22 protein-coding genes and 2 pseudogenes are annotated in these 24,910 nt (G+C 37.6%); 16 read left to right on the top strand and 8 right to left on the bottom strand.

Translation table 11 applies throughout. The features are described 5' to 3' along the window. The first annotated feature begins 158 nt into the window (after positions 1 to 158). The 4 genes and pseudogenes from ACLRYO_RS07030 (at position 159) to ACLRYO_RS07045 (ending at position 5,127) form a co-directional block, all read left to right on the top strand. Complete coding sequence (locus tag ACLRYO_RS07030) at positions 159 to 704, top strand: beta-class carbonic anhydrase (protein WP_004694000.1); 546 nt, start codon at positions 159 to 161, stop codon at positions 702 to 704. Between the two features lie 552 nt (positions 705 to 1,256). Continuing rightward, positions 1,257 to 2,009, top strand: coding sequence for a dethiobiotin synthase (gene bioD / locus ACLRYO_RS07035; protein WP_287521358.1), 753 nt, complete (start codon positions 1,257 to 1,259; stop codon positions 2,007 to 2,009). A gap of 200 nt (positions 2,010 to 2,209) precedes the next feature. Beyond that, on the top strand, positions 2,210 to 3,598 hold the full coding sequence (gene bioA, locus ACLRYO_RS07040; RefSeq protein WP_287521158.1) for an adenosylmethionine--8-amino-7-oxononanoate transaminase: 1,389 nt from the start codon (positions 2,210 to 2,212) through the stop codon (positions 3,596 to 3,598). Between the two features lie 188 nt (positions 3,599 to 3,786). Then, positions 3,787 to 5,127, top strand: a pseudogene (locus ACLRYO_RS07045) (anaerobic C4-dicarboxylate transporter). Positions 5,128 to 5,232: 105 nt separating this feature from the next. On the opposite strand, the gene ACLRYO_RS07050 reads toward ACLRYO_RS07045, so the two are convergent. The 3 genes from ACLRYO_RS07050 to ACLRYO_RS07060 form a co-directional block, all read right to left on the bottom strand. Next, positions 5,233 to 5,640, bottom strand: a complete 408-nt coding sequence (locus ACLRYO_RS07050; RefSeq protein ID WP_012863822.1) for a Fur family transcriptional regulator — start codon at positions 5,638 to 5,640, stop codon at positions 5,233 to 5,235. A gap of 186 nt (positions 5,641 to 5,826) precedes the next feature. Beyond that, positions 5,827 to 6,645 (bottom strand): metal ABC transporter permease, encoded by an 819-nt coding sequence (locus tag ACLRYO_RS07055; RefSeq protein WP_413084790.1) that lies wholly within the window; start codon positions 6,643 to 6,645, stop codon positions 5,827 to 5,829. Next, complete coding sequence (locus ACLRYO_RS07060) at positions 6,638 to 7,399, bottom strand: metal ABC transporter ATP-binding protein (RefSeq protein ID WP_105086907.1); 762 nt, start codon at positions 7,397 to 7,399, stop codon at positions 6,638 to 6,640. Before ACLRYO_RS07060 ends, ACLRYO_RS07055 begins: the two co-directional genes overlap by 8 nt. Positions 7,400 to 7,546: 147 nt before the next feature. Here ACLRYO_RS07060 and ACLRYO_RS07065 point away from each other — a divergent pair, with 147 nt between their 5' ends. From ACLRYO_RS07065 to ACLRYO_RS07080, 4 genes are all read left to right on the top strand, one after another. Further along, a complete protein-coding gene (locus tag ACLRYO_RS07065; RefSeq protein ID WP_004697859.1) occupies positions 7,547 to 8,461 on the top strand; it encodes a metal ABC transporter substrate-binding protein in 915 nt (304 codons plus the stop codon). A gap of 382 nt (positions 8,462 to 8,843) precedes the next feature. Further along, positions 8,844 to 9,515 carry a hypothetical protein gene (locus ACLRYO_RS07070; protein ID WP_278618429.1) on the top strand — a complete coding sequence of 224 codons (672 nt, stop codon included), beginning with the start codon at positions 8,844 to 8,846 and terminating at the stop codon, positions 9,513 to 9,515. A gap of 233 nt (positions 9,516 to 9,748) precedes the next feature. After that, positions 9,749 to 10,432 carry a hypothetical protein gene (locus ACLRYO_RS07075; protein WP_278618430.1) on the top strand — a complete coding sequence of 228 codons (684 nt, stop codon included), beginning with the start codon at positions 9,749 to 9,751 and terminating at the stop codon, positions 10,430 to 10,432. A gap of 72 nt (positions 10,433 to 10,504) precedes the next feature. Then, positions 10,505 to 11,134, top strand: a complete 630-nt coding sequence (locus tag ACLRYO_RS07080) for a hypothetical protein (protein WP_156697109.1) — start codon at positions 10,505 to 10,507, stop codon at positions 11,132 to 11,134. 54 nt (positions 11,135 to 11,188) lie between these two features. Here the strand turns inward: ACLRYO_RS07080 and fliB are convergent, their stop codons facing one another. Then, complete coding sequence (gene fliB, locus ACLRYO_RS07085; protein ID WP_287509297.1) at positions 11,189 to 12,100, bottom strand: flagellin lysine-N-methylase; 912 nt, start codon at positions 12,098 to 12,100, stop codon at positions 11,189 to 11,191. A 160-nt stretch (positions 12,101 to 12,260) separates the two neighbouring features. Here fliB and ACLRYO_RS07090 point away from each other — a divergent pair, with 160 nt between their 5' ends. The 3 genes from ACLRYO_RS07090 to ACLRYO_RS07100 all read left to right on the top strand — a co-directional run bounded on the left by ACLRYO_RS07090 (position 12,261) and on the right by ACLRYO_RS07100 (position 14,397). Further along, positions 12,261 to 12,824 carry a PepSY domain-containing protein gene (locus ACLRYO_RS07090; protein WP_004693970.1) on the top strand — a complete coding sequence of 188 codons (564 nt, stop codon included), beginning with the start codon at positions 12,261 to 12,263 and terminating at the stop codon, positions 12,822 to 12,824. Positions 12,825 to 13,339: 515 nt separating this feature from the next. Continuing rightward, the gene (locus ACLRYO_RS07095) at positions 13,340 to 13,960 is read left to right on the top strand and encodes a ribonuclease E (protein ID WP_119562388.1); all 621 of its coding nucleotides are present in this window, start codon (positions 13,340 to 13,342) and stop codon (positions 13,958 to 13,960) included. A 158-nt stretch (positions 13,961 to 14,118) separates the two neighbouring features. Then, positions 14,119 to 14,397, top strand: coding sequence for a PepSY domain-containing protein (locus tag ACLRYO_RS07100; RefSeq protein ID WP_024061721.1), 279 nt, complete (start codon positions 14,119 to 14,121; stop codon positions 14,395 to 14,397). Positions 14,398 to 14,791: 394 nt separating this feature from the next. Here the strand turns inward: ACLRYO_RS07100 and alr are convergent, their stop codons facing one another. Next, positions 14,792 to 15,904: an alanine racemase gene (gene alr / locus ACLRYO_RS07105; RefSeq protein WP_024061720.1), complete on the bottom strand. Its 1,113-nt coding sequence runs from the start codon at positions 15,902 to 15,904 to the stop codon at positions 14,792 to 14,794. Between the two features lie 385 nt (positions 15,905 to 16,289). Between alr and ACLRYO_RS07110 the strand changes: the two genes are divergently transcribed. The 4 genes and pseudogenes from ACLRYO_RS07110 to ACLRYO_RS07125 all read left to right on the top strand — a co-directional run bounded on the left by ACLRYO_RS07110 (position 16,290) and on the right by ACLRYO_RS07125 (position 21,020). Next, a complete protein-coding gene (locus ACLRYO_RS07110; RefSeq protein WP_325306368.1) occupies positions 16,290 to 17,240 on the top strand; it encodes a 2-hydroxyacid dehydrogenase in 951 nt (316 codons plus the stop codon). Between the two features lie 235 nt (positions 17,241 to 17,475). Then, positions 17,476 to 17,868: an Hg(II)-responsive transcriptional regulator gene (merR, locus tag ACLRYO_RS07115; RefSeq protein ID WP_001863748.1), complete on the top strand. Its 393-nt coding sequence runs from the start codon at positions 17,476 to 17,478 to the stop codon at positions 17,866 to 17,868. 28 nt (positions 17,869 to 17,896) lie between these two features. Further along, the gene (gene merA, locus ACLRYO_RS07120; RefSeq protein WP_001031935.1) at positions 17,897 to 19,537 is read left to right on the top strand and encodes a mercury(II) reductase; all 1,641 of its coding nucleotides are present in this window, start codon (positions 17,897 to 17,899) and stop codon (positions 19,535 to 19,537) included. Positions 19,538 to 19,696: 159 nt separating this feature from the next. Then, a pseudogene (locus ACLRYO_RS07125) lies at positions 19,697 to 21,020 on the top strand (ISL3 family transposase). Between the two features lie 33 nt (positions 21,021 to 21,053). On the opposite strand, the gene ACLRYO_RS07130 reads toward ACLRYO_RS07125, so the two are convergent. Beyond that, complete coding sequence (locus ACLRYO_RS07130) at positions 21,054 to 21,617, bottom strand: TetR/AcrR family transcriptional regulator (protein WP_024061718.1); 564 nt, start codon at positions 21,615 to 21,617, stop codon at positions 21,054 to 21,056. 200 nt (positions 21,618 to 21,817) lie between these two features. On the opposite strand from ACLRYO_RS07130, the gene ACLRYO_RS07135 reads away from it, so the two are divergent. Then, a complete protein-coding gene (locus tag ACLRYO_RS07135) occupies positions 21,818 to 23,713 on the top strand; it encodes a heavy metal translocating P-type ATPase (protein ID WP_024061717.1) in 1,896 nt (631 codons plus the stop codon). Between the two features lie 119 nt (positions 23,714 to 23,832). On the opposite strand, the gene pflA is transcribed toward ACLRYO_RS07135, so the two are convergent. Continuing rightward, positions 23,833 to 24,609, bottom strand: coding sequence for a pyruvate formate-lyase-activating protein (pflA, locus tag ACLRYO_RS07140; protein WP_413084791.1), 777 nt, complete (start codon positions 24,607 to 24,609; stop codon positions 23,833 to 23,835). A 12-nt stretch (positions 24,610 to 24,621) separates the two neighbouring features. Then, complete coding sequence (gene grcA3, locus ACLRYO_RS07145) at positions 24,622 to 24,858, bottom strand: autonomous glycyl radical cofactor GrcA3 (protein WP_004693956.1); 237 nt, start codon at positions 24,856 to 24,858, stop codon at positions 24,622 to 24,624. Positions 24,859 to 24,910: the final 52 nt, after the last annotated feature.

Below are 24,910 nucleotides of genomic sequence, written 5' to 3' on the forward strand. Positions count from 1 at the left end.
AAAAGTTAATATTATTGAGTTAAAGATTTTGTATAATCGTAAAATTCATAATAATAATTTATAAGTTGAAATTTAAACTTGTTTTGTGATGAATAAGGTGTATATAATGAATAGAATCTATTTCAGGTGGAAATAGAGTATATAAAGTGAGGACCCTTATGATTGATATTACAAAAATAATTGAAACCAATAAAGAATATGTGAAACAACACCCTGAGCTACCAAAGGCGGGGCTAACAAGCCATCCTACAAAAAAGTTAGGCATCGTAACTTGTATGGATACCCGCTTAGTAGGTATGCTAGAAGAAGCACTAGGCTTTAATCGAGGTGAGATAATTGTCATCAAAACTGCAGGAAATAGTGTAACACAACCTATCGATAACATTGTGCAAAGCTTGCTCGTTGCTACCTATGGTATGGAAATTGAAGATGTGCTAATCATCGGTCATGAAAACTGCGGTATGATTGATTTTTCTGCTACAACATTCATGGAATCTATGAAAGCGAAAGGTATTAGTGAAGATGCTATTCGCATGATTGAACCGGGCCTTATCGACTGGATGGATCGATTCCATATCTCTGAAGACAATGTAATTTATACAGTTAACTTCCTACGCCACCATCCACTATTTCCAAAAGGAATGGGGTTCTATGGAGGCATGATGGATCCTGATACAGGCGAATTTCGTTATATTGAGATTTAGCGGTGGTCTCGATGGGGCCCCATTAGATAACTACATTTAGGTAAAAAAGAGTGATGACTAACCTCTACGCTCCAAAGCGAGCTAAGTCGCTAATCGATTAGTCATCACTCTTTTTATAACTGTATTTGTGAACTCGTCCCATCGAGTCTATCCATAAATTAATAAAACAAAATTCACTGTATCAAAAGAGAAAGGGAATGGCTTAGCCATTCCCTTTCTCTTTTCTTATATAGCCAACCTATTATTATCGTATTCAAAGTAGCGGTCTGTGACTCTATGGGATTAATACTGCGATAATGTTATAAAAAGCTGTGTTCCTAATCGAAGTGCGACTTAGTTTACTATGGAGCGCGGAGGTTAGGGACACAGCTTTTTAGCTAAAATGTAGCGATGTATTCGGGCCCCATAGAGTCATAGAATCGTAAACTTGAATAGTAATAATAGGTTGACTATATATTCCTTTTCGCTGTATATTGTAATTAGATTGTAAACTTAATCATATAAATTAGTTAACCTATGCGGCAGTAAGTATTCGCTTGAGAGGAGCTTTGTATGAAGCAGTTAGGTATTTCTATAATTGGTACAGATACAGATGTAGGTAAGACGTTTGTGACAGGGTTATTGGGGGCGATGGCTGTAGACGATGGCTTTGCTGTTGGTATGGTGAAACCTGTGTCTTCTAGTGCAGTTCCTTTCCCTGAATGTGTGACGATGGATGAGGATAATTATAATATTGGCCTTGAGAGTAAAGATGCAACACATTTGATGCGCTCGGCAGGTATTCCTGAATCTCGTCGTCATGAAGTGAATCCTTATGCTATTGCCGGTGATTTCTCTCCTCGCCTTGCAGCGGAATTGGCTGGTATCGAGATTGACTATGATGGCCTTGTAGAACATACATTAGATGTAGTGAGTCGCTATGACATAACCTTTGTAGAAGGTGCAGGCGGTATCACGACCCCTCTCTATGGAGATAAAACTTTCACGGATTTTATGAAAGATATCAAATTACCAGCTATTGTTGTAGCAGATGGTCGTCTTGGCTCTATTAATCGCGCCGTTTTGACTTGCGAATATGCTAAGTTGCATGGTATCGAGGTGAAAGCTATTATCGTAAATGATACGACAGCTGTAGATTTGTTCTTGTTGAAAACAAATGTGGCAGATATGGAGCGTTACACAGGTGTTCCTGTAGTTGCTGTAGTGCCGCCATACCAAGGTCCGGATATTCAAAAGGTTCAACTTGGTTGGGCTCGCTCCTTTATTGATTCTAAGGAATTATGGAACACAGTATTAGATCTATAAATAATAATTGGCTGAATATATTAGCTATAGTAATTTAATATATGTTAGAAGTGATATTGAATACATATTAACAGTGATTTTGAGACATATTGAATTTGTAATTTAGCATACCTTAGATAGGGCAATTTAATTTAGTTTATATAAGGTATATGTAATAGAGAGTTATAGTTTGTAAAACTTAGTAAGTATGAGGTGACAAAATGGCAGAGAAACAGCTTTCACAAGCAGCACAATGGGACCACGAGTTTGTATGGCATCCATTTACACAAATGCAAGATTGGCTAGCACAAGAACCAGTAGTAATTGAACGCGGTGAGGGGGTATACCTCATCGATGAGAACGGTAAAAAGTATTACGATGGCGTATCCTCCTTGTGGGTTAATATTCATGGTCACAACCATCCTGTATTGAACCAAGCATTGAAGGATCAAATCGATAAAATCGCACATAGCACATTATTAGGCCTCGTAAGTCCTCCGTCTGCACAATTGTGTAAAGAGCTTGTAGAGCTTGCTCCAGAAGGCTTAGATAAAGTATTCCTCTCTGATGATGGCAGTACGGCTATCGAAGTGGCTATTAAAATGGCGTACCAATACCGCCAACAAGTAGGGCAAACGAAAAAGACTAAGTTTATTGCCCTCAATGCAGGCTATCATGGGGATACATTAGGTACCGTATCCGTAGGTGGTATTCAATTATTCCACCAAGTATTCCATAATCTATTATTTAAACCATTAACATTGCCAAGCCCTGGTGTGTATAGAGATTTGGCAGATCGAGATAAAGCTTTTGAAGAGTCGTTGACTGAATTGGAATGCATCCTTAACGAAGAAGGCGATGAAATTACAGCTCTTGTTATGGAACCATTGGTGCAAGCAGCGGCAGGGATGCTCGTAATGCCTCACGGTTATTTGAAACGGGTTCGTGAGTTAACAGAACAACACGATGTATTCCTCATCGTTGACGAAGTAGCTACTGGCTTTGGCCGAACTGGCAAATTCTTTGCTTGCGAACATGAAGGTGTATCTCCAGATTTTATGACCTTATCCAAAGGCATCACTGGTGGGTACCTTCCATTAGCAGCAACATTGACTACAAAACGCGTATTCGATGCATTCCTCGGCACTTTTGAAGAAAAGAAAACCTTCTATCATGGTCACTCTTATACCGGTAATGCCTTGGCCTGTGCCGTTGCGTTGGCTTCTTTGAAAGTATTCCGTGATGAAAAGGTAATTGAACAATTGCCTGCTAAAGTAGAAGCTTTCACAAAGGCTTTAGAACCTATTAAGTCATTGAAGCATGTTAAAGAGGTTCGTCAGCGAGGCCTCATCGTAGGTATTGAACTTGAAAAAAATGTGGCAACTCACGAAGCGTATCGCCCAAATGATGCGGTCGGTGCTAAGGTGGCAATCCTCGCCCGTGAGCAAGGGCTTATCTGTCGTCCTATCGGTGACGTGGTTATTCTCATGCCTCCATTGGCATCCACTGTGGAACAATTAGAGGATATGGTTCATATTGTGGGTGAAAGTATCCAACGTGCAACTGAGGAAGAGGGGATACTTGAAGATATGCGCCCAATTATTTTATAATGCTAAATTAATTATTGGAAAGCTACACCTATTGTCTTTTGTTAGTAGTTTAAGGCAATGGGGTGTAGTTTTTTTGGTATAGCATATCGAAATTTCGTCATATTTTAAACTATAGACTATACATTGCCAAAATTCGATGATTATTTAGCATATCTATGATACTATATATGTATAAAGGAGGTCATCGTATGGACATTTATGTAATTATGCAAGTTATTATTTTATTTGGTGCCATCTTCCTCGGTGTTCGCCTAGGTGGCATGGGCATCGGTTACGCTGGCGGCCTTGGGGTTGTGTTGTTAAGCCTTGGTATGGGGATGTTTCCGGGACAGATTCCATGGGATGTAATTCTGATTATCATGTCTGCTATCGCAGCCATCTGTGCTTTACAGTTAGCCGGCGGTCTTGATTATTTAGTGCGCATTGCTGAAAGTATTTTGCGTAAAAATCCTAAGCATATCAACTACTTAGCACCAACTGTTACGTATTTCTTAACTATTTTAGCGGGTACTGGTCATACAGCATTCTCTATGATTCCAGTAATTGTAGAGGTGGCGAAAAGTGAAAACATTAAGCCATCTGTGCCATTATCCATCGCCGTTGTAGCAAGCTAAATTGGTATCACAGCGAGTCCTGTATCGGCAGCAGTAGTTGCTATGAGTGGATTCCTTGAACCATATGGTGTTAACTATCCTACATTGCTTGCCATCTGTATTTCCACAACATTCGTAGGGGTTATGATTACGGCATTTATCATGTCTACCTTTGCGAATAATGATTTATCTTCTGATCCAGTATATCAAGAACGTTTGGCGGCAGGTCACGTGACGCCACCTCGTGAAAAAAGCACTGATTTCCATTTAAAACCAGGCGCAAAAACTTCTGTATTAATCTTCTTGATTGGTATCATTTGTATCGTATTCTACGCAACAGCAATTTCCAAAAATATTGGTATTATTAAACCAGTTATCTTTGGTCGAAACGATGCTATCATCGGCTTTATGATGATTATTGCGGCTGCTATAACATTCTTCTGTAAGCTTGATACAGCAGAACTTGTTAATACAAGCACATTTAAATCCGGTTTATCCGCTTGTGTCTGCGTACTAGGTGTAGCATGGTTGGGCGATACCTTTGTAAAAGGTCATATTCCTGAAATTAAAGCACTCGCTTCTAGCATGGTAACAGCATATCCGTTCCTATTGGCGGTAGCCTTCTTCTTTGCAAGTACATTGTTGTATAGCCAAGCGGCAACTACACAAGCTTTGGTACCAGCTGTAATTCTAGCTCTCGGTATTACACCAGAGAACACAGGATCTGTTTATATTATTATCGCATCCTTCGCAGCTGTATCTGCACTCTTCGTATTGCCTACATATCCAACACTTTTGGGGGCTGTACAAATGGACGATACGGGCTCTACGCGAATCGGTAAGCTTGTATTTAACCATCCGTTCTTTATTCCAGGCGTACTTGCCATCGCCATTTCTGTAGCACTCGGTTTCGTAGTGGCTCCGTTGATGCTGTAATTGGTGAAAGCTAAATAAGGTTAATATAAAATATATTTTAAAACTAAAAAGGACGTAACTATCAGTTGCGTCCTTTTTGTTGTTTAAACATTAGTTGTCTATTTTCTACTTCTTGTTTTTGCACTTCTTACAAATCCCTGCGATCTCAAGGTGATGTTCCGTTACAGTAAATCCTGCATCGTTAAGTTCTTGTGGCATTTCTACGACGGGACAGGCATGGAGCGGTATCATGGCACCACAGCTCGTACATACAGCATAGTGTCGATGTGTATGAGGGGTAATTTCATAATATGCCATCTCACTACCCATGAGCGTGGTACGTGTAACGATACCCTTAGTTTCTAATAGTTCAAGTGTACGGTAGATAGTAGACATCCAAGTAGTACTACCATTACCTAAGCGTTCTGCGATTTCAAGGGCTGTAATAGGTTTATCTGTAGTTGTTAATACAGACCAAATGGCTTCGCGCTGTTTGGTCTTTTTTATGCCTTCCGGCCAAGCTGTTGTATTCATAACTCTTTTTCGATTCTGTTTTAATACTAAAACTGTTATACACTTGTATAGTTAGATGATTTATATGGCTAATAATATATCAAATATACTATCGGATTTAGTTAGCTGTATTTTTTTATTTAATTAATTATATTATTCTAACTAGCTATGTTGTTTATATCTAAACATATTAATGATTGTTTTAGTTTATTTGCTAAACTGCATGCGTCGTATGATAGCTCGAATATTCTTAATGACTAATACTACTAGTAAAATACCTACCGATGTTAGAGATACGAAGCCACCAGGAGCTACGTTAAGGAAGTAGGATCCAAAGAGTCCAATGATCATAGCGAGCAAGCTAAATCCAATGGAGCATAATAAAGTTATTTTAAATCCTTTTTCTAATTGTAATGCAGATGCTACAGGTAACGCAATCATGGCACTCAATACGAGGACACCAACAATTTTAATAGAAATTGATACGGCTGCAGCCATTAAGATGGCAAAGATATAGTTAATAAAATCTACCTTAACACCTGCTACACGAGCGGCCTCTTCGTCATAGGCGATGTAAAGAAGTGAGTTGTATAGGAAATATAAGGTGAGTACAGATAAGATTGTAAGCACAGCAATACTAATCATATCAGTTGCGTTTACCGTTAGGATGCTACCAAAAAAGAATACATTTGCATTAGCCTTTAGTTTGCCTGAGCTAATAAGCGTAATAGCTGTACCAATGCTGAGGGATAAGATTATAGTAAGAATCAAATCGAGATGGTATGAAAAATATTTTCGCAAGAACTCGATGAGTGCACCACAGATAGCAGTAAAGATAAAAGCTCCTAAAATTGGATTAGTATTCGTCAATAAACCTAGCGTAATACCTGCTAGAGATGCATGACTCATGGTGTCCCCAATCATACTGGAACGGCGTAGCACCATGAAGATACCAATACATGGACATAAAAGAGAAATACAAATCGCTACGAAGAAGGCATTTTGCATGAAATCATAATTAAACATGGTGCACCTCCTCAATTGTGGTATCATCGGCCTGAGCCTGAGACTCTGTTGTTACATCTGTGAAACAGGAGCAGTTTTCGTGATCTATTGGATTGCGATCTGTACTGTGCATGATTTCACTAGCATATTGCTCAGGGGAGCAAAGGTGACCTTGACCATTTGCAATATGGTAGATATTAGTTGAGTTGGCTAAGGCCATTTCGATATTGTGCTCAACAGAGATAATCGTAATATGGTGCTCTTGGTTCAAATTGCGAAGTAGAGCATAGATGCCCTCTTGGCTTTTTCTGTCGATACCCGTTGAAGGCTCATCGAGAATGATAAGATCTGGCTTACCGATGAGGGCACGGGCGATAGATACACGCTGAGCTTGTCCACCTGAAAGTTTACTGATGAGACGGTCTTTAAATTCCGTCATATGGGTAAGCTCTAATACGCGATTGACTTCCTGCTTATCCTTAATCTTTAAAAGTTTTCGGTAGGAATCGAGGATTTCTTTTACCGTAATAGGAAAGCCTGCGTGAGAGAAGTCATTTTTTTGAGACACATACCGAATATTATTGGTGCTTCGCTTGATAGAACCTTTTACCGGTGTAAGAAAACCTAAAATAAGACGGAGTAAGGTACTTTTACCACACCCATTATCCCCAACGATGGATATATAATCACCACTGTGAATATGTAAATTAAGGTCGTTTAGCACATAAGGAGGTTGACCTTGATAGGAAAAATAAAGATGTTCTATTGATAACATATGAAAACCACATTTCTGATTGACAAAATTCTAAGTAAGTTTATACTATAACTATATTACAAATGCAACTGAGTCGCAACTGCAACTAAAGAATAGAGTGTATTCTGTATAGGCATAGCGATCAGGATTTTACAAAGGAGGACTACGATGATCAAGAAACTGATTTTGTTAGTTGTAGGTATTATGATGGCTGCTTTATTTGCAGGTTGTGGCAACGATACACCGAATGCACAGAAGGAGCAAGCAGGTAAAAAAATCCAAGTGGTAACAAGCTTTAATGCAATGGCTGAGTTTACAAAGGCTATTGGTGGTGACAAGGTAGAGGTATCTACTATTATACCAGATGGCGTGGAACCACATGATTTCGAGTTGAAACCTGAAAATATGAAACAATTGGCAACAGCTCAAGTGTTTGTGTATAACGGTTTTGGTATGGAGCCTTGGGCAAAACAAGCTATCGAAGCAGCTAAGAATGATAAACTCGTATCTGTTGTAGCTACTGAAGGCGTTGAAGCTATTAAAAATACTGATCCAGAAGAAATTAAAGAACATGGTGCAGAAGATCCTCATGCATGGTTATCTTTGAAAAATGCTAAAATTGAAGTGAAAAATATCAAGGATGCCCTTGTAAAAGTTGACCCAGCAAACAAGGATTATTATGAAAAGAATTATACTGAATACGTTGCTAAATTAGATGCAATGATTAAAAAATATGAAGAGCAATTCGCTAAAGCTCCTCATAAAAACTTTGTTACAGGCCATGCAGCGTTTGCGTACCTATGCCGTGACTTTGGTTTAGAACAAAATAGTGTGGAAGATGTATTTGCTGAAGGCGAACCTAATGCAGCACAATTGGCTAAACTCATCGAATACGCTAAAGAAAACCATATTACTACTATCTTTGCAGAAGAAATGGCTAGCCCAGAAGTATCCAAAACTTTGGCACAAGAAGTAGGGGCTAAGGTAGAAACTATTTACACTATCGAAAGTAACGAAGATAATAAAACATACTTAGAACGTATGGATGAAAACCTTACAAAAATTGCAGCATCTTTGCAATAAGATAAACGAAAGAGCAGCCCTAAGGGCTGCTTTTTTGCGTTATAATAGGCTAAAATAATATCTTCAAAGTTAGATTATATAGTATAATATATTATCTTCAAAGTTAGATTATATAGTATAATATATTATCAGATTAAATAAAAAGGAGACTTGATATGGTTATCATTAATAAATCAGGGGTTGCTGATGAAAGGTCTTGACCATAATTATTATTTTGAAGGGGCAAGTTACCTATAAGCAATTTGGCCTAAATCCTTGGATAACGGGTATTTCTTTTTATATAGTATCCTTCATCTTTGGTGTGGGAGGTATAATGTTGTCCATGACGGTTTAAATATAGTTTGTGTTACGATTAGAAAAATATAGGTGTTTTGGAGGTTTTATGGAAACAAAATGGTATTCAGATATTTGGCAGCTTATGGTAGCTCCCTTTAAACGTGGTATTCCACAGATCGTAGAACATGGATCTTGTCGAAAAGGGTTCTATGCTACAGTAGCTTTGGCATTAATGTCATTCGTATTTTCAAATATTCTACCTGCTCTTGTGGGTATGATATTTGTAGATAAACTTAATGTTGCACTTACTGGTGCGGCTGCTCTTTCTGGGGTCGGCCTATTAGGCCTAGCGGTTGGCTTGCTATTTGCTTTTATTGGTATTGCTATTTATTCTGCTATTTTTTCTTGGGTCGCCAATAAATTTGATGCGAATACTACATATGAGTCTGTGTTAAAGATCATGTGGTATGAACAAGCTTATAATCAGATTATGGGCCTAGTATATTTCATGGGCTTTCTATTACTATCATTGCCATTTTTGTTGCTACTAGGATCTAATCCTGATTCTACAGTAGGTAGTATCGTATGGATAATTATTATTATATTCGCAACGATAGCTTTTGCAGTCTATACATTCTGGGTATGTTTAACATTGTTAAGTCGCCAAATTAATAAATCCCGTTTAGCAACTTTTGGTATTTCTATTATTACGAGTTTAATTCCCATAATCGTTTTAGGTATCTTGATTGGCATGATAGCACTTGCTACTTCCAGATAATTACATAACATGAAAAATATGAAAGGGGCTGTAACAAAACAGCCCCTTTTTTATATTTTAAAGGAATCGCAATTAGAATATGGTAAAACCACATTCTTTTATAGGCTCTTTTGTGCTATAATGATGAACGGAAAATGAAAAGTAACTATTTTTTATAGTTTCTTTTGGTGTGTTGTATGTTATAGTATTTAAACTTGAATGTTATGTATATTGTGTAAAAGGTGGTGATACTTATGATGGTAGGTTTAATGCAGTTTATCTATCGTTTATTAAACCCTATTGAAGAGAATAATCCTCGTATGTATCACTTTGATATTGCCTATGGGCAACTCATAGGCATGTTGCTATTAACACTTATATGCTATCAATTTACTATTGTAGGTGAAGGCGTATATTTAGATGCTATACGTGCGTTTATACGTAATTCTTCGTTATTGGTAAGGTGGGAATCGCTATCTCTTCCAGTCGGTCAACATGAAATACAACTTTTTTGGGAACAGATGGGTAGTCCTAGAGAATTTTGGAATATAGGTCGCTTTGCATGGGTAATCGGAAAAGTAATTCTCATGGCATGTATCATTATAGTCTATGCGATTGCTCAACAGCGTAAATTCTATGTTCGAACTGTTACAACCGGTATTTTGCATATCATGTCATTTGCTCAACTTGTTGTGGCACTGATTACTTTTACAGCAGGGATTATGCTGATTCTAACTTCGGTACCATTAATACTGCAAGCGATCATTGGCTTCTGTATGATTGTGCTATGTATTTTAAGTACCGTATTATTGTTACAAACTATGGGACGTATTGCGGGAGCATGTATTAATGGGACCCCTTATGAAGGTCTGATTTTAATGTTGATTGCTCTTTTGGGAGCACACGTGTTTGAATGGGTTTATATGTTGACTCGATAAAATACATATGATATATCTAGGATGAGCCATGACTCGTCCTTTTTTACTAGTTTTAAACTAAAAGGAGCATTTATGACATGGTATAAGGATATATTACATTTATTTACCAAACTTAGCGAACAATCATTTCAAAATATTATCAATTACGGATCTCATACGAGAGCCATTCTGAATCTAGTTGTATCTACTATTGTATTATATATAATGACCTATAGCTTACCGTTTATGGTGAAAGTTATATCTCCAATGCTCGGAATTAAACGGATTACTGGGTTAACTCATTTTGATGTAATTAGTATTTTAGCAAGTTCTGTATTTTTAATTTTTCAAATTATCATCGGTTCATTTGTTATATGGCGCTTACTTGTTTTATTAGGTGGTCGTGGTACTTATGGTGGGGTATTGCGCAATTATATATATGGATTAGCTTATACAAATGCACTTCGCACGGTTGTCTTAGTATTAATTCATATACTAGGGATTATTTTTTTCTCTTTGTCTCTTCAAAAATATGTAGGGGATATGGCTTATCTTATTACGATGTTCAGCCAGTATTATGCCGTGTTCATTGTAGCCCAATTAATGAGACGTTATGTTGAATTAGGTATCATTAAAACCTATATTGTTATCTTTATTGTGGCATTATTATCTGTCTCTGTATTACCTCAATGGATTCGCTTTGTTCATACTCTCTTCAAATGATGTATTATAATAAGACTTAAAAAAACCGCAAGATAAAATTCTTGCGGTTTTTGTTCACTCTATAATAAGTTGGGCTTCGTAGTGTTGTAATAATAGCGCCACATTATCTTCGTCGTATTCGATTTGTTGTGACCATCTAGCAATTTGTTTTAATGGTTGTCCCTCTAAGGCGCTGGCTATAAGTATATAGTCAGTACCATCCTTTGCATAGGCTAAGATAGATTCCAAGGAATAATCTGATAGCATATCGATTTGGCGATACAATATATATTGGTACACTTTGTTAAATAGGCTCATATCCTCTTGCTGTATATAGGTCTGTACGGATGCGATGAGTTGGTCTAGTTTACTAGATAATGTATTAACTTGTGCTGTCCAATTCTCATCGATGGGTTCCGTTTGTTTATATAGGTCTAATAGTTCTTTGAAAGACTGCTTTGAGGGCTTTGGCGTATATTGGAATAGATTAGGATCTAAATCAAAGGCTAATAATTCAAAAATATTGTGGAGTGTTAATCGCTCCTCAGAGTTGAATTCATTATGGTCATCTTCAATTGTAAAGAGGAGAAAGTCCATCGGTTCTTGTTGGGCTAATAGTTCAACCGATGCTTCACAAGATAATCCAACGCCACATAGTTCTAAGTCTTCAATGTATTTATAAAAGCGTGGATGCATATGACAGGTGTCACAAAGTCCTTCTTCTCCTAATTCAAGAACTACTTTGCATAGACCTTTTTCATTGAGTAAGGGACACATAGATTGTGCTTTAGAAAAGATAAAATGACTGCCTTCATCATCAACAGTGATGGCTTGGCGTAAGCTTTCACCAAGAGAGCCAGTCATAGCATGGTAACGTTTAGCAGTAGGCTCATCTATATCGATGGTCCACAGCTGACAACATGTATTTTCGCATTGATCGGCCTTGCATTGAAATGCGTGATATATAGTGGGGTAAATTGAAATCATAGTTAGCTCACATGTAGTTACAAAAATGAATCTATGTGCATTGTATCATAGGGCGTAGGTACATGCACTAATTATATAAATAAAGATTATAAACCGCGTTGATTTAGTGTATAATTGTATATATATTGTTATGATAACTGTTTGAGATATGGAGGAACCAATGAGATCATTTTTTGTAAAAGGTAGCCTTGTATTGGCCTTGGCAGCGGCATTTGGCATGCCAAATGCAAGTGCAGCCCCTTTAGTAGCTGTAGAGCCAACTGTGGCAGTTGTTGATGGCAACCATGCGGCGATTGTAGGCGCTAATGGTTTATTAAATGCCTTTATCCAAAATCATCCAAATGCAGGAATTACGGAAATCGCCTTTGATGCGGATGGAGGTCAAATTAAGTATGATGTTGAAGGTTTTGATGAATCTGGCAAGTATGAGTTAACGTATATCTATGCTACTAATCAAATCTTTGAAAAGCGCGAAGGGGACTTCCATAAATCACTAAAGAAAAAATCGTTTGATCCTCGGGAAATCTTACCGCCTGCAGCTGTGGTGAACTTTGCTTACGCCCAAACAAAAGGTAAAGCTGTGAGCCTTAATGAATGGGCTGTGCGCTATGATAAAGGTAAGATCGTGTACAAAGTTAGCTTTGGTACAGCAGATAATAAAGAGGTACATGTGCGTATGGATGCAATGAATGGTAAATTGCTATCTGTTAAATTTGACGATTAATATATGATTGACTAGTTATTATATCTTAATAGTGCCTAGTTATTTTATTCTGAATATAATAATTAAATGCCTTAATACTATTTTTCTTAAAAAAATAACTAGTATTGAGGCATTTTTTGTGAAAGTTTGCTCATGAATGTGAAATTTTAGATATCGATACGTATATTTTGAAGCCGTTTATCCCTTATATATGGGATAAACGGCTTTTGATATGTTTTTCATGGAATTTTTAAGTATAAAGTAAATCCCATAGGATTTCATAGGAATTATATATAAATTCATTCTAAACTCACTATAAAATAAGCTTTTAATAATGCTTCTACATTTTGACTTCATAGACTGTCGATAGTATGTGTACCAGTCGAAAGACAAACTCAAGTATATCTGAAATTTCCAAGCTATATATCTACAAGTCCATGCTAGATATATGTTTTGGAACTTACATGATGACATTGAGTTGACTGGAAATATACATGCGTAAAGTTGCATGTAAATGAATTAATAAGGAGGACAAGATGAAAAAATCTATTTTAAAAAGTAGTATTGCTTTAGCAGTGGCTGGCGTATTTGGTGCCACTGTAGCTGTAACAGCAGCTGAACCAGTAACTCCAATGCCTGTTACACAAGAAACAGCGAGTGCAGCGACTCCAGCACAACCAGTTACTGATCCAGTAGTTCCTACTACAGCGGTGGCTCCAGATGTGGCTACTACTGCAGTTGCACCTAAAACTCCGGTAGCTCCTGTAGCAGACGGTAATCAAGTAGGTACCGCAGTTCGTAATACTACACCAGTTCCAACAGCTACACAAGATGTTAAAACACCAGTAGCTCAAGAAACTGTAGTACCTAGTACAGAAAATCCTGCAGCAGCAGTTCCTACTATTGAAACTGCATCTGTAGCTAAAGCTCCTAGTGAAACAAGAGTAGTACGCGGTGGCGATAAAAAATCAGAATCTGTAGCAAAGCATGATAAAGAAGTTAAAAATACTAAAAAAGCTGCAGTAGACAAAGCGCCTAAAGTAAAAGTTGTGAAAGACGAAAAAAAGGCTGATAAAGAAGAGCCTACTAAAGAGGAAAAAAAAACTCTAAAAGTAGAAAATCACAACCTAGCACAACCAATCAGCAAGAAGGCGTAGTAGACCAAAATAGTATTTTCGTAGTTGGTGCTAATTATTTAATTGACCAATTCGAAAGTAAATTTGGAAACTCCAAAATCACTAATGTATCCTTCAAAACTCAAGGTAAAACTGCCATCTATGAAGTAGCTGGTTTTAATACTAGTGGTGCTCATTCTATGACTCTAGATGTGGCTACTGGTAATGTAACGGATGGTACTCCTAAAGCATATGATGCATCTATGGAAGCTAGTGCTATTGATGCTGGAACAGTAATACCTCCACATGTGGCAATTAATGCAGCTTTCGTACAGTCTGGCAAGGTAGCGACTGGTATTAATGCGTGGTCTCTTGCTAATCAAAATGGTAAACCACTATATACCATAGAATTCCATAATGCACAAAATAAACCGATATCCGTTGTATTGGATGCTAAAACAGGGACGGTAGCAAAATAAGTTGATCTCCTATTCTATAGCGCTGTAAAGCAAACCCTTTCAAAAACGAACACTAAGCACTCAAAACTATACACACATAACATAAATACACTTACACACACATACACAACACACAAAAACACACACAATAAACAACACACACAATAAACAATTACACACAGCCCTCTGGATTGGATAGATAAACATTGACTCTCTCCTATGCCATCTATCGTTCAGAGGGCCCCTTATGAATTGTGGTTCCCTCCGAATCATAAGATTATATACTTGGTATATATACTCTCTCTCACAATAAGAACGTAACTGCTTTACAGCACGCTGGGTATAGGAGAGCAAGAAAGCCCGTATCACATGTAGAATTCTACATGTGATACGGGCTTTCTTTATTTTACATAGGTTAAATATATTGTCGTGGTACGCGCTCTGAGAATCCACAAAAAATCTCATAAGGAATTGTGGAAGCAAGGGCTGCAATTTCTAAAGCAGAAATGCTTTCATGACCTTGAGACCCTAGAAGCACCACCTTATCGCCAGGCTTTACCGTGATTGTATCCGGAACGGCGACCATGAATTGGTCCATACAAATGCGACCTACTACAGGGCAACGCGTACCATGAATCAGTACGGTACCTCGATTGGATAAACTCCGAGGATAACCATCCGCATAGCCTACCGGGATAGTAGCAATCGTCATTGGCTCAGTTGTGATATAGGTAGACCCATATCCGATACCTTCGCCAGCAGGGATATGTTGCACATGAACAACTTCACTATGGAAGGATAAAACTGGCTTTAAGCCCAATCGATTTGGTACATCAAGGGATGGCATGATACCGTATTGAATAATACCAGGGCGAGCATCCGTAAATAAGCTGTCTTTGACAGATAAGAGACCTGCACTGTTGGCGAGAGAGAAGCGGTAATCTGCTTCTGGACGGAATTCCCGTATTTCATCTACCATGCGATGAAATTTTTGCGTTTGGCTATGGGCGTGTGATTGATCCGCTGCATCAGCATTGCTCATGTGGGAGAAGAATCCGTCTATTTCCAAATTTTCGTAGAACTCAATGCGTTTGATAAACTCAATGGCATCCTCAGGCTTGATACCGATGCGATGCATACCTGTATCAACGGCAACAGCAACGCGAATAATCATGTCGTGATTATCGGCTACTTTATCGAGTGCTTCCAAGTCTGTAGATTCACAAACAGCAGGAATGGAATTCGTATCTGCCACAAGTTCAAAAGATTGTGGCCTTGTGAGACCTAATAGATAAATAGGCACCATAATACCTGCATTGCGAAGCGGTACAGACTCTTCCGGAATAGCAACGGCTAAGGATTCGTAACCTTCCTCCACAGCAATGCGGCCCATCATAACGCTGCCGTGGCCGTAGCCATTGGCCTTGATAACCGCAGTAGATGTGCTCCACTCAGGCAAACTATCTTTAATTTTACGCAAATTCTCGCGAACGAGACTTGTATTTATGGTCAAATAGGTGGGTCTCATGGTATTCCTCAATTCTATATAACATTACTCTTATTTTATAACTTTTGGGGAATTACACAATACTTTTGTGAAAGTTTTATACAGAAAAATTAGTTATATTTTTAATTTTATAGCTCTTCTGCATATATTATATACAATAATTGTGAAAGTATACTAATTGATATGAATAGATATGTTACTTACAGTACTAATTCATAGTATTAAATTATATAAAAAATAGTATAATTTATATAGAAGTAGTATTAGATATATTTGAGGCTATTCAATTCATCTGCTATTTGCCTTTACTAGAAAGTAAGAAATAAATTTACAGGCAAAGGGCTGAGAGTTGTTGGCATGTATTAAACAAGACACATGGAATACAACATGTATGTAGGAGGTTCTCATGAGTGAACGTGTAGTAGTTGTAAACGCAAGTAAAATGAATTATGACCATGCATTAGATTTCTCCATATTATCTAATGATGTACAGGTTTATGATAACAGCACAAATACTGAGCTTATCAAACGCATTCAGGGTGCTCGCGTAGTAGTAACAAAAGAGATTTCTGTTACTGCTGAGTTACTTTCACAATTTCCAGATACAGTAAAGCTCATCGTAGAAGCCGGCACAGGCTATAATAATATCGACCTCAATGCAGCAAAGGCAAAGGGTATCACTGTGTGCAACATTCCAGCATACAGTACAGAGCGTGTAGCACATACGGTAATCATGATGATTCTTAATTTTGCGTCCACTATGCAACAACAAATTGGTATGCTTGCTAAAGGTGATCGTAGTAACTTTACAAAATATTTGCAAGTGAGTCATACAGAAGTGAATGGCAAAACATTAGGTGTTGTTGGTGCTGGTCACATCGGAATGGAAGTTATCAAAGTAGCAAAAGCACTTGGCATGAATATCTTGGTTCATACACGTACACCAAAAGCTGATGGGGATGGTATTCGTTATGTAAGTCTTGATGAATTACTTGAAAATAGTGATTATATTACATTGCATTGCCCATTGAATGACCAAACTAAACATCTTATTAATAAAGAAACAATTGGTAAGATGAAGCCTAATGCAGTTATCGTGAATACGGGGCGTGGTCCTCTTATTAATGAAGCAGACCTTTGTAAAGCATTAGCAGCCAAACGCATTGCAGGTGCAGGTCTCGATGTACAAGAGGTAGAACCACCAGTTGAGGATAGCCCTCTTTATACCCTAGATAATGTTATCATTACTCCACACATGGGTTGGAAAGGCCTTGAAACACGTCAACGCTTGGTAGGAATCATTCGTGACAATGTACAAGCCTTCTTTAAGGGTGAACCAATCAATGTTGTATCTTGATAGAATTTTAATAATTATAGGGTCTTCGGAATATATAGTGGAATTACTTTCTTAATAGTTTAAAAACAACTGGTGTTTAAATCGGATTTTCTGGTGGGATGTTAGGATAATCAATAGTATTATATAAAAGTATCAATCACATACGAGTGATACTTTGGGGAAAAAATAAAATAGTCCAATTTACTTGACCGTGTACTATGGTACATGGTTTATAATATTCAGGGGGTGAAATAAGATGATTTATCGCATTAGTGAGTTTGCAGATAAATGTGGAGTTAATAAAGAAACGATCAGATATTACGAGCGAAAAAATTTATTACAAGAACCTCACCGAACGGAAGCTGGTTATCGGATATATTCATATGATGACGTTAAGCGTGTTGGGTTTATTAAACGAATACAGGAACTTGGTTTCTCTTTAAGCGAGATTTATAAATTACTTGGTGTTGTAGATAAAGATGAAGTTCGTTGTCAAGATATGTTCGAATTTGTTTCTAAAAAACAAAAGGAAGTGCAAAAACAAATAGAGGATTTAAAACGAATTGAAACTATGTTAGACGACTTAAAACAACGATGTCCAGATGAAAAGCAATTACATTCGTGTCCAATAATAGAAACATTAACATGAGAGATTAATTAACGAAAGGAGCTTTTTTATGAATAAATTTAAGGTAAACATTTCAGGAATGACTTGTACGGGTTGTGAAAAACACGTAGAATCAGCACTTGAAAAGATAGGTGCTAAAAATATTGAGTCTAGTTATCGTCGTGGTGAAGCAGTATTTGAACTGCCCGATGATATTGAGGTTGAAAGTGCAATAAAGGCGATTGATGAAGCAAATTACCAAGCCGGAGAAATTGAAGAAGTATCATCACTAGAAAACGTGGCGTTAATTAATGAAGACAATTATGACCTTCTTATTATTGGTTCTGGTGCTGCTGCCTTTTCTTCGGCAATTAAAGCTATAGAATACGGTGCAAAAGTTGGAATGATTGAGCGTGGAACGGTTGGGGGAACCTGTGTGAATATTGGCTGTGTTCCGTCAAAAACTCTTCTTAGGGCAGGGGAAATCAATCATTTATCAAAAGACAATCCGTTTATAGGTTTACAAACATCCGCTGGAGAAGTGGATTTAGCTAGTTTAATCACGCAAAAGGATAAATTGGTGAGCGAACTTCGGAATCAAAAATATATGGATTTAATTGATGAATATAATTTTGATTTAATTAAAGGTGAAGCAAAATTCGTTGATGCTAGTACGGTTGAGGTCAATGGGGCAAAGTTATCTGCAAAACGCTTTTTAATTGCAACAGGTGCATCGCCTTCGTTGCCCCAAATTTCAGGACTTGAAAAAATGGACTATTTAACTAGTACAACACTTCTTGAGTTAAAGAAAATACCAAAACGATTAACTGTAATTGGTTCAGGATACATTGGAATGGAGCTTGGACAACTATTTCATCATTTAGGTTCAGAAATAACGCTTATGCAAAGAAGTGAGCGACTTTTAAAGGAGTATGATCCTGAGATTTCAGAGTCAGTTGAAAAAGCGTTAATTGAACAGGGTATAAACCTTGTCAAAGGGGCAACTTTTGAGCGTGTTGAACAAAGTGGAGAGATAAAAAGGGTTTACGTAACAGTAAATGGCAGTAGAGAAGTCATTGAATCAGATCAGTTACTTGTTGCCACTGGAAGAAAACCAAATACGGATTCTTTAAATTTAAGTGCAGCAGGTGTTGAAACTGGAAAAAATAATGAAATCCTGATCAATGATTTTGGTCAAACAAGTAATGAAAAGATTTATGCAGCAGGAGATGTGACTTTAGGACCACAATTTGTATATGTAGCAGCCTATGAAGGTGGAATTATTACTGATAATGCTATTGGTGGATTAAACAAAAAAATAGATTTATCGGTAGTTCCTGCTGTTACGTTTACGAATCCGACGGTTGCAACGGTTGGTTTAACAGAAGAACAAGCAAAAGAGAAAGGGTATGATGTGAAGACATCTGTATTACCTTTAGATGCTGTTCCAAGAGCAATTGTAAACCGTGAAACAACCGGTGTATTTAAACTAGTAGCAGATGCAGAAACACTAAAAGTATTAGGGGTTCATATTGTATCTGAAAATGCAGGAGATGTCATCTATGCAGCATCATTAGCTGTTAAATTTGGCTTAACGATAGAAGATTTAACAGAAACCCTAGCACCATATTTAACAATGGCTGAAGGGCTAAAATTAGTTGCACTTACGTTCGATAAAGATATTTCGAAATTATCTTGTTGTGCAGGCTAAGGGAACTTTTTTACAACTCCCTATTCAAGTGAACCAGCTAATGCTTTAAGGGATTTTCTAAGTGCATTTGTGGTCACAAAAATAATTTAACACTGATGATTTCGACATCAAATCTATAATTGATACCTTAACACCGCTGAGTAATAAAGGATGAATAATATGTCAGACTTATTATCCCTACCAGACATTAAAACAATAGAACCGCCACAAAAAAATGAAACCGATATGACGTTTAAAGTTGAAGCAGTCGGACCACCTGAACGTTGTCCTGAATGTGGTTTTGACAAGTTGTACAAACACAGTTCAAGAAATCAACTAATTATGGATTTGCCCATTCGTTTAAAGCGAGTGGGCTTACAATTGAACCGTAGACGATACAAGTGTCGTAAATGCGGATCTACCTTCTGGGAACGCCTATATCTGTAGATGAAAAGCGTAGTATGACCAAAAGGCTTTTAAAGTCCATTCAAGAGCAATCCATGTCTAAGACCTTTGTAGAAGTCGCAGAAAGCGTTGGTGTTGACGAGAAAACCATTAGGAACGTTTTTAAGGACTATGTGGCACTCAAAGAACGTGAATACCAGTTTGAAACTCCTAAGTGGCTTGGGATAGACGAGATACATATTATCCGTAGACCTCGGCTTGTATTGACTAATATTGAACGCAGGACTATTTATGACATCAAGCCTAACCGTAACAAGGAAACAGTCATCCAACGTCTTTCAGAAATCAGTGACAGGACTTACATTGAGTACGTCACAATGGATATGTGGAAGCCCTACAAAGACGCAGTGAACACTATCCTTCCACACGCTAAAGTTGTCGTAGATAAGTTTCATGTAGTTAGAATGGCTAATCAAGCCTTAGAGATAACGTCAGAAAGTCTTTGAAAGCCCATATGAGCCAAAAAGAAAGACGTACCCTTATGCGTGAAAGGTTTATCCTTCTAAAGCGTAAACACGATCTAAATGAACGTGAATCATTCCTCTTAGATACTTGGTTAGGTAATCTTCCTGCTTTAAAAGAAGCCTATGAACTCAAAGAAGAGTTTTACTGGATATGGGATACTCCTGATCCAGATGAAGGTCATCTTCGTTATAGTCAATGGAGACACCGTTGTATGTCCAGCAACTCTAAAGACGCATATAAAGACCTCGTGAGAGCCGTAGACAACTGGCATGTTGAAATATTCAACTACTTTGATAAAAGGCTAACTAATGCTTATACGGAGTCAATTAACAGCATTATTAGGCAGGTAGAGCGAATGGGTAGAGGTTACTCGTTTGATGCCTTACGAGCCAAAATCCTTTTCAATGAGAAGCTCCATAAAAAGCGTAAGCCACGATTTAATTCAAGTGCTTTCAATAAAGCTATGTTATACGATACTTTCAATTGGTATGAAGTGAATGATCACGACATTACAGACAACTTAGGTGTCGATTTTTCCACACTTATTAAGAATTTGGAGAAGGGTGATTTATAAGCCCTTTTCCACCATAAAATCCGAATACCCTAATTATATAATAGGTTCTATAACGGCATGGAAGTAATTGTCTAATTCTGTAGGCGATTCTTTCATGCCGTTTTTTACCCACCATAACACCATTTCCACAAAGCTACCTGAAATATGATTAATAATAAAGTCATCCGGTAGATTTGTATTTGCTTTACGGTCTTGGTTGATAAAATATCCTTGTACCAACTCATTTAGATGATCCCTGAAATAGCGCAAAAAGATTTCGTTATTATCACTAGCTAGTAGTTCGAGGATTTTATTTTCATTTTGCTGTAAATGTTGTAATAAATGACCAAATACTGAGACAGGGTAAATACTTTGTTGATACAGCCCATGAGCATGCGGTAAGTGATTAATACTATCTTTTATATGTAAAAATAAGTCTTCGCAGAGTGCTTCTAGCAATGCCTCTTTTGTGTCGAAATGAGCATAAAATGTGGTGCGTCCAATATCTGCAGCACTAATGATTTCCTGAACGGTGATTTTGTCATATGCCTTATTAGATAATAAGTCGTTAAAAGCTATAAATATGGCTTTACGAGTCCTTTTCTGTCTACGATCCATATTAACTCCTGTCATACTTTTAGTACAAAACATCATATATGTTCCGTAATGAACATATATGATGTTTTATATATTGTATTAAAACCATAGGTTGATACAATTAAAGTGAACAAAGTGTTCGCTATCGTAATTATTGTACTGTAAGTATAGTTATAATTCAATTCATATTGATAGTGAAAGTCTGATAAGGGGATTGCTGTATGGTACATCGAATACATGATATATTATCTGGTTTATATATGACGATTTTAGCAGGGCTATTTTTACTGCTTGATGGGATTCCGCATTTGATAGAGGAGTTTGGTGGACAGAGTCCGTTTCAAAATATATTCCCTTTTGAGCCTTCTTGGGTTACCGTTATTATTTGTGGTTTTCCTCTTGTGTATTTATCTATTCGAAGGATCGTATATAATAAGGGAATTAGTAAAATCTCATCAGCTCTATTGATTTCCATGGCTATGTTTGCAGCCGTTGCCATCGGAGATATATTTGCGGCTGGTGAGGTAGCGTTTATTATGGCTTTAGGCGCTCTCCTTGAAGAATCAACTACCGAGCGAGCAAAAAAAGGGTTAAAAAAGTTAATTTCGTTAGCACCTGTTAAGGGTCGTAAAATACAAGATAACAAAGAAATAATGATTTCCGTAGAGTCTATACACCGTGGTGATTACTTACGAATCCTTCCGGGCGAAACGATACCTGTAGATGGGCGAATCATTAACGGTGAAACAACGGTAGATCAATCCATTATGACAGGAGAGTCTATACCTGTTGATAAAACAATTGATGATGATGTATTTGGTGGAACTATTAACTGTTTTGGTGCCATAGATATTATAGCTACTAAAGTGGGCGAAGATAGTTCTATTCAAAAAATGATTCAGCTTATTCGAAATGCAGAACAGAAACAGGCTCCGATTCAGCGCATAGCTGATACTGTTGCTAGTCGATTGGTTCCTATTGCATTGATGATTGCATGTATAGGCTATTTAGTAACTGGTAATATCATCGTCGGTGTTACTGTGTTGGTTGTGTTTTGTCCTTGTGCATTGGTGCTTGCTACACCTACTGCGGTTATGGCCGCTATTGGTCAAGCTACTAAACATGGCGTTATTATTAAATCTGGTGAAATTCTTGAAACTATGGGAAAAGTAGATACCATGGCATTTGATAAAACCGGCACATTAACACGTGGTCAGTTATCAGTTCAATCTATTTTAGCCGTTGATACAGATTATAGTGAGATTGATATTCTTCAATTAGCTGCATCTGTAGAGGCTAAGAGCGAACATCCTATTGGCAAGGCTATCGTTTCTCATGCCATAGAGCAAGATTTAGAAATACTTGATACTACTTCATTTACGATGTCTGTAGGTAAAGGGATTATAGCCGTAATAAAAGGTCGGGAATTATATTGTGGAAATGAACGATTTCTTGAAGAGCATAATATTATTGTATGTGATTCTATTCAAAAAGCCATTAATGTATATCGAAGTGAAGGAAAGGTATCTGTCATTATTGCAGATAAAGAGCATATTATAGGTATCATTACATTATCTGATACAATGCGAAATGATGCGATAAATATGATATCTGCTATCTCAAGCTTAGATATGACAACAGTATTACTTACTGGTGATAGTAAAGAAGCAGCTACATATATTGGAAAGAAATCTGGCGTTTCCGAAATACATGCGGAGCTTTTACCAGGAGAAAAAGTAAGTATTATCGAATCATTGCAAGGGAAACATCATAAGGTTTGTATGGTTGGCGATGGAATTAACGATGCACCGGCTATGAAGACTGCTGATGTGAGTATTGCAATGGGGACTATTGGTAGTGATATTGCCATAGAAACAGCAGACATTGCTTTGATGAGTGATGACCTTAGTAAAATTCCTTATATTAAACGATTATCAGATGCTACGATTAAAACTATAAAATTTAGTATTGCTTTATCAATGGTCATTAATTGTATCGCTATTATTCTCTCATTGCTTGAGGTTTTGACGCCTACTACAGGTGCATTAGTGCATAATGTGGGATCTTGTTTAGTGGTCCTCATCGCTGCCCGTTTGTATGATAGAAAGTTTATTTAAATGCAATAAGAGCCGTCCCCGGTTGTATGGGGGCGGCTCTATTGATTAGGGCTATCATAGATCAAGTCTTGGTATATATATTTATATATATCAAGGGAGGTAGTTATCCTCAAACTTGATTATGATTGATGTTGTGTTTTGATGGGACTCCACCAATGGCGTCTATAGGCCTTGATGCCTTCCACCACGGTTCTTGTCGCTTTAGCTGCAATATCTTTCGTTGCAGCTGGGATGCCCTCTAGGCGATAGGGAATACCTAACTCCTTATATTTAGCAATACCCATAACGTGATAAGGTAAGCAATCAACGGCTTGTAAATTTTTCAGAGATCCTAGGAAAAAGCCTAGACGATAGTGACGATCGGCATTATCTGTAATCGTAGGGACTACTACGTGACGAACCCAAATCGGAACTTCCACGTCTGCCGTCAATCGAGCAAACCCGAGAATGGGCTCTAACGGTTTACCCGTTAACCATAAATGCTTGGCTGGATCGATTTCCTTAATGTCTAGGATGACGAGACTAGTTACACTGAGTAATTTACGGTATGCCACCTCTTGGTGGGGGTCAAAACAAATTCCACTTGTATCTAAACAGGTATGGACGTTTCTTCCACGGAAATATGTGAAAAGCTCAATAACAAAGTCGATTTGCATAAGAGCTTCCCCACCTGTGACGGTGATACCACCATTAGTATAAAATTGGCGGTTACGTTCGTACTGGTCCCATAATTCCTTTACGGTCATGAATTTAGCATTATCGCTAGTTTCATCCCATGTATCAGGATTATGGCAATAAGCACAGCGCATGGGGCATCCTTGAAGAAATACCACCATGCGCATGCCTGGACCATCAACCGTACCCATCGTTTCAACCGAATGAATACGTCCAGTCATAGGAAACCTCGATTAGATACGTTGATGGAATGTACGGGAAATAACTTCGTCCTGTTGTTGTTTTGTCAATTTGTTGAAGTGCACCGCATAACCGGATACACGAATCGTCAATTGAGGGTACAACTCAGGATGTTTTTGAGCGTCTAACAATGTTTCACGAGTAAACACGTTAACGTTCAAATGATGGCCGCCCTTTTGGGAATAACCATCCAATAACTCTACCAAGTTATCAACTTGTTGGTTGCTCATGGGTATAACCTCCTTTCAACCAAGACTAACACTCGTATCGGTGCCGGTGAAA

This window comes from Veillonella parvula, from assembly GCF_047241225.1.
GTDB lineage: Bacteria > Bacillota > Negativicutes > Veillonellales > Veillonellaceae > Veillonella > Veillonella parvula_O.